The sequence below is a fragment of the Rhabdaerophilum sp. SD176 genome (assembly GCF_030143245.1).
In the GTDB taxonomy this organism is placed as follows: Bacteria; Pseudomonadota; Alphaproteobacteria; order Rhizobiales; family Beijerinckiaceae; genus Rhabdaerophilum.
The window spans coordinates 736,894-745,089 of the sequence record NZ_JARJNS010000001.1 but is presented as its reverse complement, the minus strand read 5'-3'; the positions used below and the strand labels follow the sequence as shown (position 1 = coordinate 745,089).

Here is an 8,196-nt window from a genome sequence, read left to right as displayed (position 1 = left end):
CCACAAGGCGTAAAACCCGCCGAGGCTCTAATCGCCGCTGGATGACAACTCAGTGGCAGGTCAGTCACGCTCAAAGCCACCCTTGACAGGAGGCTTGCGCAGCTGCTGCGCTTTCGTTGCCGCGCTGCTGGCATCTGCGACCGCTTCTTCAATGCGCGGCAAAAGCGAAGCGCGATTGTGATACTCGGCCAATTCGTCGATGGCCTTGCCATATCGTTGGAGTGCGTTTCCGATGCGCGTGGCCTCGGCTGCATTGGCTTCAATGAGTTCTGCAAGATCTGAGGCGCGCTTTTCTGTGTCGACCAGCCGCCTGGCCGCCTTTGCTTCCTCTTTTCTCGTTTCCTTCATTTTTGCCTCCAGTTCCTGTTCCTTCTCGTCAACAATCTCCCGTCGCTTGGCCAATGCGGCCAGCAGCCCGTCAAAGGCATCGACGAAGGGCTTGGCTTCCGGTTGGCCCAGCTTGGCCTGTAGCTCATCACTTCGCTCGCCCGCGAGCCACGCCGCCAAGGCAGGGCCAACGGCTTTGATCTTGGCCGATTGACGCCCAAGCACCGTGCTTTCGTTGGCCAACTTGTCGCGGGTTTCGCGCTTCGCAGTAATTTCGGCGTCAAGCGCCTTTCGCGTTTCATCGACCTGCACGCGAATGCCGTCAAACATAGGGTCATCGAGGATCGCCTGATCCTCAGCCAAGGGAGCGCCGATCAGGCGCTGCCGCAACGCCAGTACAAAGCGTCCGATGCGGTTGATATCGGCCGCAACGCGCTCATCGTGCTTTGCAACGGCATCCGTGTGGGCTTTTTCCCGCTTGGTGAGCTTGACGTCTCTGGCCTCAAGTTCGGATGCCTTTTGAGTGATTTCTTTGTCCTTATTATCCAGATCGGTCTTCAGATCATTCAGGCGCGACGCCTCGTCAGCTTGCTGGCTTTCAAGCTTGTGCATCCGCTCGATTTCGGTCGCGACCGTCTGCCTCATGGATTCCAGACCACGTCGCTTGCTGTCGATCTCCTCCAGGGTCAAGTGTGCGGCTTCTGCCAAACTCGCCACGTCCTTGTGCTTCAAAATCTCGTCATCACCCGGCTCTGATCCGCCGCGCCAGCGCCGGATCACGGCTTCAAGGGCTCCCATGATGCGGCCCTTCAAGCTTCTGGCTTCTTCCATGAGATATGCCGCATGCTCGCTCGCGGCTTGCGCCTCTTGCTCCGCGATGCCGAGCCGGGACTCTTTTTTCTCGAGTTCGGCGGCGCGCGTGCGAGATCCGGCATCGCGCGTCCGGATCGCCTGCTCGTCGTTTCCAACCTTTTCCTCCCGCTCATCGAGCTCGTGTTGACGAGCCTCGACTGCGTGGCGCAGCCCTGCCACGCGTTCCTCCTCGCGAATGATCTCTTCAGTGCGCGTTGCCTGTGCCGCTTTTTCAGCTTCGACTGCGGCAATTGCAGCCTCCAGCGCAGCGCTGGCCTTAATCGCCATAGGAGCGGCTAGCGACGCCCGATCGGCGTCGGTGAGCTCCTCCCCATCTGCAACCCGCGTCCAAGCTGCTGCAAGCGTCTTCACCTCGCGGTCGATTTCGCTTCGGTATTGCTCCTCGTACTGCACTAACCACGCCTCCCGCCGATCGAGCGATCGGCGCACGTCTTCCAGCTCCCGCCTTTCAGCTGGGAGCTGGTCGAGAACGGCCTGAGCGGCTTCAGCTTCCTCTTTCAGCTTGGTGGTCTTGCGCATCAGTTCCTTGAACTCGGGAGTTTCGAGGTGATGGCGCTTGGTCTTTGTCTTGCGTTCCCCTCGCTTCAGCCTGCGATCGAGGTGCCTTTGGGCATGGTCAGCCCATGCAGTCTGCAACGCCGCGTAGTCGCCCTTCTCGCCGGTCACTTCGCAGAGCTTCTCGAAGGCCTTGTTTGCTGAGATTTCAAGGACGCTGTCAGGCGAACGGGTACGGTCCTTGCGTATGCGTCTCTGCCTTTCAAATACGGGCACGACGAACACATCCACCACGCCGCCGCCTTCTTCATCGAGATCGAGCCGGGCGGCGGCTACGGTTCCGATTTCTCGCGTGGCGAAGTCACGCGCCGCTGCGAACAGCGCCGCGTTAGCTGGATTGCTGCGGTCGTGCAAATTCCCTGCGCGCGCGACCCATGACGGAGAGACGCCGATGATGAGGTGCAAGCAGATCGGCGCTTTGGCTCTTTCGCGCGCTGAGCCCTTAGCGCGGCGCCAGCCCTCGATCAGGTCAAACGCCCCGTCACCCTGACCAAGGGTCCAGCGCACTTGGTCGTCGCTTGGGTTGGTGCCCGGGCGCACGACGCAACGCGCATCTGCAACCCGATCAGCATGCTTCTGCGCCTTTCGGAGTTGCGCGAGGGTCTTTAGACGATCGCAGCGCGCGTATGCATACTCGATTAAGTCGGGGGCGCTCATTCGGCACCTCCAACCGACGCTAACGGATACCCTGCCCGGACATGCGCCCGGGCTCTGGAACGTCCCCCGCGGATCCCGCGGGCGAACCCAGTGAGTTCCTTGGCGTTTGCGCCAAGGAACTCACTGGGAGTTATTTTCGTGCCGAAAACCGCTCCGCTTAACTCCGTTCGCCCTCCGGGGGGTGCCGGGCCGTCGGCCCGGCAGAATACCCGCCAGCCGGCGGGGCCAGACGGACCGTCTGGCAGGATAAACGCTACCAAGTCTGGTACGCGACCGGCCTGCGATGCGTGCCGATCTGGTTGCCGATCGGCAGGGGAAATGGTGGTCGTGGATTGTTGGCTGAAGCCGCTCGTCGCGGATGTGGTGTTCGACATGGGATCGTCTTCCAGATTGCGGAAGACGACTAATTACACCCAGTTTCGAGCGACTGGACCAGACTTGCCAATTCTTAGCGGTGCTCGCGCGGCGGCCATCTGATGAATGGGAAGCCTCTCAAACGAGGCACATCTCATGTCACGCGTTCGACCTGCACTAACCAATCCGAAACGATCATCCCAAAAGGATCGAACGGTTCCGGACCAGCTGTTTGTCTCCCTCGAGGATATCGACGCCGGCGTGTTCTCGGCGGCTGAGGTCAACTCGATTGAGCGTCTCATGCACGACGAAATCGACAAGATACTAGCACGAAGCACTGCAAGGCAAAAGGCCCCGTTGCATCCCACCGCCTTGCAGGTCCGGCCTCATCGTGATTCCAATCGGTAACTGCAAGGAGGTCCCATGCCACGCCGGAAAACCCATAACGCTGCCTTACAGAGCCCCTCAAGCATGCGCGTTGTTGGCTATGCCAGGGTCTCGACCGAGGAGCAGGCCGAGAACCGGCTGTCCATCGATCAGCAAATCCAAGATGTCGAAAGGCGCTGCAAAGCCGATGGCTGGAACCTCGTGCAGATGTTCGTTGACGCGGGCGTCAGCGGAAGTTCGACCAATCGACCCAACTTCGAAGCGATGCTGAACTTTGCTTTTGATCCGGCCAATCGGATTAATCTCCTCGTCACCCCCTCGCTCTCGCGCCTTTCCAGGTCGCTGCTTGACCAGGAAGTGCTGATGCGCAAGCTCCAGAACGCGTCAATCAAGCTGGTTTCACTTGCCGAGAATGTGTCCGAGGCCCCTGAGAGCTTCATCCCGCGAACGTTCCTTGGCCTTGTCAATGAGATCAAGGTGCTTGACGCTCGCGTGGGAACCCTTCGGGGCATGCGCGCGACCGCCGAGGCTGGCTACAGCAATGGCGGCAACATTCCCTTGGGCTATCGATCTATCGATGCCGGGCGCATCGGAAATAAAACTAAGAAGCGCCTCGAGATCGATCCCGTGGAGGCCGAAACCGTGCGCCTCGCTTTTCGGCTAGCACTTGAAGGCGATGCTGGATCGGGGCCACTCGGCGTTAAGAAAATCGCCGAAGAACTCAATCGTCGTGGCTTTCGATCCCGATCAGGTAATGTTTTTGGAACCGGCACCATCCATGAAATCCTGATCCGCGAAGCCTATGCGGGCTCACGGCCCTGGAATGTCCGGCGCAAGGATGGGTCATTCAAACCGGATGACCAGCTTATCCATGTTGCAATCCCGGCCATCATTGACCGTGAGACCTACGATCGTGTGCAGGAACTCCTGCAATCCCGCGAACCAACCCGGCGCCCGCCGCGCCTCGACAGCGCGCCGAGCCTGTTCGGCGGCATAATCCGGTGTGGCTTGTGTGATGGGGCCATGTCGCCCACGACCGGCACCTCGCGGCGGGGGACGCTCTACACTTATTACAAATGCCTCAATGCGACGAAAAAGGGTAAGTTTGTCTGCGAGGGCATCACAATTCCCAGGCCGAAAGCTGAAGCGCTCGTGACTGACGCACTTGCCGATAAGCTGCTTCAGCCCGACCGAGTGCTGTCGATCCTCGAAATGATTGCGGCCAAGCGTCAATCCCGGCAGGCCTCGGTCAACCAGCGTATCGCGGACCTCCAGATCGAGGCTGCCAATGCAGAAAAAGCGCTTCAGCACTTTTATAGCGGCATTGCCGCTGGCACGATCGACCCAACAGAGCCGACCCTCAAGGAAACGCAAAAAAATCTGGCCCAGAAGCGCGATTCGGCCAACGCCGCCCGGGACCGGGCGCTCGCAAACTCTTCAACGCCTGTTACCTTCGATGCCGCGGTCGTGGCCGAGTTCACGGCCGAATTGCGTAAGCGGATCACCGACGGCGACACCGCCGCCCGGAAGCTCTGGATCACCTCGATCGTCGACAAAATCGAGGTTTCTGCCGACAAAATCCGGGTAATCGGTAGAAATGACAATTTTGACAGGGGTCTTAAGAACAAGATCACGAACCAACCCCCGGTTCGCAGTTCTGTTCAGGAATGGTGCCCCTGGCCGGAATCGAACCAGCACTCCTTGCGGAATCCGATTTTGAGTCGGACGCGTCTACCAGTTCCGCCACAGGGGCATCGGCCGGGCCGAATGCGCGCTCCGCGTATCATGCGTTTGACCGGCTGGTCAATTCCGATGCGAGCCCGGCTTCGCGGCTGCTCTGCCGGCCCATGTCAGAATGTTCACCCTGACGGCATTTTTCCGGTTCCGGCCATAGGCTTCGGAACCGGAAATGCTCTATGAAGCGCCAGCGCATCGCGGGTGGCAGGATCTGGCATGTTCAAGCAGCTCTATGACTGGACGATCGGTCTCGCCAATTCGCGGCGGGCGCCGCAGGCGCTGGCGGCGGTTTCCTTCGCGGAAAGCTCGTTCTTTCCCGTTCCGCCGGATGTGATGCTGGTGCCGATGACGATGGCCCGACCCGAGCGTGCCTGGCATTACGCTGCGATCTGTACCATCGCCTCGGTGCTGGGCGGGATTGCCGGCTACCTGATCGGCGCGCTGCTCTATGACACGCTCGGCGCCTGGCTGATCCGGCTCTATGGCTATGGCGACAAGATGGATGCGTTCCGAACGCTCTACCAGCAGCACGGGCACTGGATCATCCTGATCAAGGGCTTCACGCCGATTCCGTTCAAGCTGATCACCATCGCGAGCGGCCTCGCGGGCTATGATTTCCTGATGTTCGTGCTGCTCTCGACGATCACGCGCGGTGCGCGCTTCTTCCTCGTCGCCGGCGTGATGAACCGGTTCGGCGGCCCGATCCGCCATTTCATCGAGGCCAACCTCACGCTGGTCGGCATCGTCACGGTGGTTGCGATCATCGGCGGCTTTGCCGCAGCCAAATTCTTCTTCTAGAGCGGACGACCTGACTGGATCAGGTCGTCCGCTCCCGTTCCTTGTTTTTGACGCATTTTCTGCGATCAACCGGTATCCACCTGATCGGAAAATGCTTTAGGCTGGCCCTGATGTTCAACCGCCCCGTTCCGCTTCTCCTCGCCGGGATCGCGCTGGCCAGCGCGGCGATCGGCGGCGCGTGGTTCTCCGAGCTGGGCCTCGGCTATGTGCCCTGCATGCTCTGCCTGTGGCAGCGGATCCCCTATTATGTCGCCACGGTGCCGGCCATGGCGGCGCTGGCTCTTCTGGCCACGGGCAAGGCCCCGCGCGTTCTGGGCGGCCTCGCGCTGCTGCTCGCCCTGATCTTCCTTGTCTCGGCCGGGCTGGGCGTCTTTCATGCGGGTGTCGAATGGAAGCTCTGGGCCGGGCCGGCGGGCTGCGGCGGGCGGGTGGAACTTGCCGCGCCAAGCTTCCAGGATTTCCAGAAATCGCTGCAAAGCGCCCGCGTCGTCCTGTGCGACGAGGCGCCGATGCGCATTCTCGGTCTGTCCTTCGCGGGGTGGAACGCCGTGGCCTCGCTGATTGTGGCCGGGCTCTTCGCCCGGGCAGCGCAGCTGTTCCGGCGGCGCTGAACGGCGGGCTTACGGATCCAGCTCGGTATCCCAGTAGAGATAGTCCATCCAGCTGTCATGCAGGTAGTTCGGCGGGAAGAGCCGGCCGTTCTGGTGCAGGTCCTGCACGCTGGGCGCATAGGGCTTCTGGAAGGGCAGCATCTCCACCTCGAGAGGAAGGCGATCGCCCTTGCGAAGGTTGCAGGGCGAACAGGCCGCCACGACATTCTCCCAGGTGGTGAGGCCGCCCTTGGAGCGCGGGATCACGTGGTCGAAGGTCAAGTCCTCGCGCGCACCGCAATACTGGCAGGTGAAGCGATCGCGCAGGAACACGTTGAACCGCGTGAAGGCGGGAATGCGGGAAGGCTTCACATAGGTCTTGAGCGAGACGACGCTGGGCAGCCGCATCGAGAAGGAGGGCGAGCAGACCGCGCGGTCATATTCGGAGACGATGTTCACCCGGTCGAGGAAGACGGCCTTGATCGTGTCCTGCCAGGACCAGAGCGAGAGCGGGTAATAGGAAAGCGGCCGGTAATCGGCGTTCAGTACAAGCGCCGGACAGGCTTCGGGAGAAACGAATGGGTGGACATGGATCGTCACGCAAGGCCCCCAGATCGATACGCCAGTCGTGTTCGTAAGCAGATGCTCGGATACGCAGTCTCTCTTCTCTTTCCGGGCGGGGACGAATCGCTGCCCGTCATTTCACCCCCTTAGTGTAGGGCCGATGTGACAGCCCTGTGAAGGGGGAGCCCGGTCGCAGGCGGGAATGGGGCTTCCGGCCGCCATGGGAACGGGCCTTTGCTCCCTGCAGGAGGGTGGATCAGCCGTAGAGACCCGTCAGGAAATCCTCGGTGATGTGTTCCCGAGGGCGGGTGAACAACGTTTCGGCGTCGTCCACCTCGACCAGCCGGCCGAGATGAAACATCGCGACGCGCTGGGCCAGCCGTGCGGCCTGCTGCATGTTGTGCGTGACGATGACCACCGTGAAATCCCGCCGCATATCCTCGATCAAAGCTTCAACGATCGCGGTCGCTACCGGATCGAGCGCGGAGCAGGGCTCGTCCATCAGGAGAATCTCCGGGTTGTAGGCGATGGCCCGCGCGATGCAGAGGCGTTGCTGCTGCCCGCCGGAAAGGTCCGTGCCAGGCTGGCCGAGATCGTCCTTCACCTCGTCCCAGAGGCCGACCCGGCGCAGGCAGCGTTCCACCAGCTCGGCCGTATCGGCGCGGCCGGCGACGATTCCGTGCAGGCGAGGGCCGTAGGCGACATTCTCGGCGATCGACCAGGGGAACGGATTGGGCTTCTGCGCGACCCAGCCGAACCGGCGCCGCAGCAGCGGAGGGTCGAGATCCGGATCGTGGATATCGCGGCCATCGAGCAGGATCCGGCCGGTCATGTATGCGCCGGGAATGGCCTCATAGGCCCGGTTGAAACAGCGCAGCAGCGTGGTCTTGCCGCAGCCGGAGGGGCCGATAAAGGCGGTGACCTCGCGGGTGAAGATCTCGAGCGAGACCTTTTTGAGCGCATGTTTGGGGCCATAGTAGAAATCGACATCCTGCACGGAGAGGCAGGGGGCATGGGCAGCGAGATGGCGGCCCTCAGGGCCGACAAGGTTGCGGAGTGTGATCTGGGCATTCGGCAAGGCAGCATGGGCATTCATGACGGATCTCCCTTCCGGACGAAGAGTGCCGTCTTGCCTGGTCAAAGGCTTTGCGCTGCCGCAAGTGACGCCGGCTATCTATCTGATTTTATTGAGATGAAAAAAACAAAACGCCGGCGGAGGACGCCGGCGTCGGTTCATGGAGAACCAAGTCAGGGGAGGGGGAACCTGTCCGGTCGTTCCGATGGTGCGGCGTTTCGGACGGAAGGTCCGGAACCCTGCCGGGTGCCGAGGGGGCGGCTGCCGGCTTCCGCGCCA

Annotated in this window: 6 protein-coding genes, 1 tRNA gene and 1 pseudogene; 3 read left to right on the top strand and 5 right to left on the bottom strand. The window is 61.4% G+C overall.

Annotated features, from left to right (window positions below):
- Window positions 1–60 precede the first annotated feature (60 nt).
- Window positions 61–2,412 carry a coiled-coil domain-containing protein gene (locus P0652_RS03720; RefSeq protein WP_284177398.1) on the bottom strand — a complete coding sequence of 784 codons (2,352 nt, stop codon included), beginning with the start codon at window positions 2,410–2,412 and terminating at the stop codon, window positions 61–63.
- A gap of 777 nt (window positions 2,413–3,189) precedes the next feature.
- Here P0652_RS03720 and P0652_RS18770 point away from each other — a divergent pair.
- Window positions 3,190–4,260 (top strand): annotated as a pseudogene (locus P0652_RS18770) (recombinase family protein); the annotation flags it as partial.
- A gap of 330 nt (window positions 4,261–4,590) precedes the next feature.
- Here P0652_RS18770 and P0652_RS03710 read toward each other — a convergent pair.
- A complete protein-coding gene (locus tag P0652_RS03710) occupies window positions 4,591–4,794 on the bottom strand; it encodes a hypothetical protein (RefSeq protein ID WP_284177396.1) in 204 nt (67 codons plus the stop codon).
- Between the two features lie 27 nt (window positions 4,795–4,821).
- Window positions 4,822–4,906: transfer RNA gene (locus P0652_RS03705), tRNA-Leu, on the bottom strand.
- Between the two features lie 200 nt (window positions 4,907–5,106).
- Here P0652_RS03705 and P0652_RS03700 point away from each other — a divergent pair.
- Window positions 5,107–5,688: a YqaA family protein gene (locus tag P0652_RS03700; protein WP_284177395.1), complete on the top strand. Its 582-nt coding sequence runs from the start codon at window positions 5,107–5,109 to the stop codon at window positions 5,686–5,688.
- Between the two features lie 110 nt (window positions 5,689–5,798).
- Entirely contained in the window at window positions 5,799–6,299 is a 501-nt protein-coding gene (locus P0652_RS03695) for a disulfide bond formation protein B (protein WP_284177394.1), read from the top strand.
- A 9-nt stretch (window positions 6,300–6,308) separates the two neighbouring features.
- On the opposite strand, the gene P0652_RS03690 is transcribed toward P0652_RS03695, so the two are convergent.
- A complete protein-coding gene (locus P0652_RS03690; protein WP_284177393.1) occupies window positions 6,309–6,878 on the bottom strand; it encodes an HNH endonuclease in 570 nt (189 codons plus the stop codon).
- 220 nt (window positions 6,879–7,098) lie between these two features.
- Entirely contained in the window at window positions 7,099–7,938 is an 840-nt protein-coding gene (locus tag P0652_RS03685) for a phosphate ABC transporter ATP-binding protein (protein ID WP_284177392.1), read from the bottom strand.
- Window positions 7,939–8,196 lie beyond the last annotated feature (258 nt).

Coding starts and splice junctions, on each gene's coding strand:
- P0652_RS03720 (WP_284177398.1), bottom strand. CDS start 2,412: ATGAGCGCCCCCGACTTAATCGAGTATGCATACGCGCGCTGCGATCGT.
- P0652_RS03700 (WP_284177395.1), top strand. CDS start 5,107: ATGTTCAAGCAGCTCTATGACTGGACGATCGGTCTCGCCAATTCGCGG.
- P0652_RS03695 (WP_284177394.1), top strand. CDS start 5,799: ATGTTCAACCGCCCCGTTCCGCTTCTCCTCGCCGGGATCGCGCTGGCC.
- P0652_RS03685 (WP_284177392.1), bottom strand. CDS start 7,938: ATGAATGCCCATGCTGCCTTGCCGAATGCCCAGATCACACTCCGCAAC.